2 protein-coding genes are annotated in these 2165 nt (G+C 53.4%); one reads left to right on the top strand and one right to left on the bottom strand.

Translation table 11 applies throughout. From position 1 onward, the window contains the following. Positions 1–114: 114 nt before the first annotated feature. Positions 115–975, top strand: coding sequence for an amidohydrolase family protein (locus ABYV26_RS24720; RefSeq protein WP_372684010.1), 861 nt, complete (start codon positions 115–117; stop codon positions 973–975). A gap of 213 nt (positions 976–1188) precedes the next feature. Here ABYV26_RS24720 and ABYV26_RS24715 read toward each other — a convergent pair. Continuing rightward, the coding region (locus ABYV26_RS24715; protein WP_372684009.1) for a hypothetical protein at positions 1189–2165 on the bottom strand (977 nt) is incomplete at its 5' end.

The following is a 2165-nucleotide window of genomic DNA, read 5'->3' as shown; positions in this document are numbered from 1 at the left end:
AGCGCTGATATCGGGGTTTCTACGAATCCGTCAAGTTTGTTGCAAGCGTGGTTTGTATTGTATAAGAAAAAGCCCCATAGTCAATACGGAATACTGCTTAGCATGGAGCTACATATGATCATCGATTTTCACGTACACACCTTCCCCGCTGAGATCCGGGATCACCGGGATCGTTTTTTCGATGCTGAACCCGAATTCAAGCTGCTATACGAATCACCCAGATCCAAACTGGTATCCGCCTCGACCATCATCGACATGATGGACGACCAGCAGGTGGACATGTCGGTGGTGTTCGGTTTCCCCTGGCGCAACCCCGACACCTGCAGGCGGAACAACGAGTCTGTCATCGAAGCGGTGTACCGCTACCCGCACCGGCTGCGCGGTCTATGCTGCGTGGACAGCCTGAATCCGGACGCGGCCCAAGAGGTTCAGCGCTGTCTGGATGCCGGCCTGAGCGGCGTGGGGGAACTGGCTTTCTACGGTTGCGGCATTAACGGTGAATGCCAGATCAGTTTAGGCCCCATCATGGGCATGTGCCGGAAGCATGATGTGCCGGTGCTGCTGCACACCAACGAGGAGGTGGGCCACCTTTACCCGGGCAAGACTCCCAACACCATGATCCAAATTTACGAGACCATGGCCCGCTTCCCGGACAACACCATTGTTTTAGCCCACTGGGGAGGCGGCCTCTTTTTTTACCACCTGCTGAAAAAGGCGGTCAAAGAAACCTTGAAAAACGTCTACTACGACACCGCCGCCTCGCCGTTTCTCTACGACAGCCGGATTTACCGCTACGCCAAAGACCTGGTGGGACTGGACAAGGTCCTGATGGGTACCGACTACCCCTTGCTCAAACCCGAGCGGTACTTGAAAGAAATGACCGATGCCGGTTTGAGCCCCAAAGACATGGAAAAGGTTTGCGGGCAGAACGCAGCGAGGCTGCTGAAGATCAATCGACCGAGTCGGTCGTCTTGAAGCAGCATGGCCATACACACAAGATGGTGTATGGCCATCTTCAGGATAATCTTGACAGATTCGTAAAAAGACCGATATCGGGCTTTTTACGAATCCGTCGGAAAAACGGCTTTTTACGAGTGCATTAATCTTTCCATACCGCCAACAGCGGAAATTGGCAGCCATACCATCGTCCCCGGCTTCCCACCGTCTGAAACCGTTCGCGGATAACCCTTATCCCTGTGCATTCTTTTCGAGTTCATCCAGTTTGGCAGGCTCCGAAACAGCTATGTCCACCAGGCTCTTGGGGATGGAACTCTGCTCGCACATGATTCTGATTTCCTTCTCCTCCTCGCTGAACTCCATAATTTCGCGAATGGATTCAATGTATTCGGCCAACTCATCCTGGGGTATGTCTTCCAGCGCCGGCCCGGCAGCCTCTGCTTTTTTCCGTTCGGCTTCCTCTTCTGCCAGCCGTTGTTTCTCCTTTAGCTCCTCTTCCATGGCCTTTTTAGCAGCATCGATAACGCCCTGATCGACTTTGGCCATCTCGATAATCAATTCTATGGAAACGTTCTTTTCAAAAAGGTGCCTGACTTTTTCTTCGTCGGATTTACCCGCTACCGCCTCAAGCAGAGTGGCCACTCTCTCCCTTTCTGCAAGCTCTTTCTTTATCTCCGCCCTCACCTGTTTCAATTTCTCGTCGGAGATTTCCAATGCGCTAAGGATCACCTTGGAAGCCACCTGTTCTTTGATGAGCAACCGGATGCCTTCGTCGCCGGACAGGCTTTTTGCCTTGGCGATCAACAGGTCGAGCTTTGTCTTCTCAACAATCTTAATCACATCCGCTCTGCGATCGGGGATTTTGAGCTCCGGCCACGTCCCGGCGATGTCGTCAAGGAGCTTGGTGGTTGCGCCATAAGGGTCGGCCACGTCCTCCAGGGTAAAGGCCGTGATCGCGGTGTTGAAATCTTTCAACAGGGGACGCCCTACCTTTTTCGCCTTGTCGACCGCCCACCTCAACTGAAGCAAATTCCCCCCGTGACGCGTTACATTGTATCCGGCATTGTCAAGCTCACCGGCAATGCGTTGAATTGATGGTTCCAGCTTCTCCCCTGCAAGATCCACCCAGACGGAACCGTCCTCCTTCTGGAAAAATACCCCGCGATCCAGGCCCTCCTTCACGAGGGCCTTGCCCAGCTGATAGGTTT

Origin of the sequence: Desulfosarcina sp., assembly GCF_041551955.1 — a bacterium.
Lineage (GTDB): Bacteria > Desulfobacterota > Desulfobacteria > Desulfobacterales > Desulfosarcinaceae > Desulfosarcina.
This window is presented reverse-complemented; position numbering and strand designations above follow the sequence as displayed.

Excerpts from the sequence above, each read along its gene's own strand:
- ABYV26_RS24720 (WP_372684010.1), top strand. The coding sequence starts at position 115 with ATGATCATCGATTTTCACGTACACACCTTCCCCGCTGAGATCCGGGAT.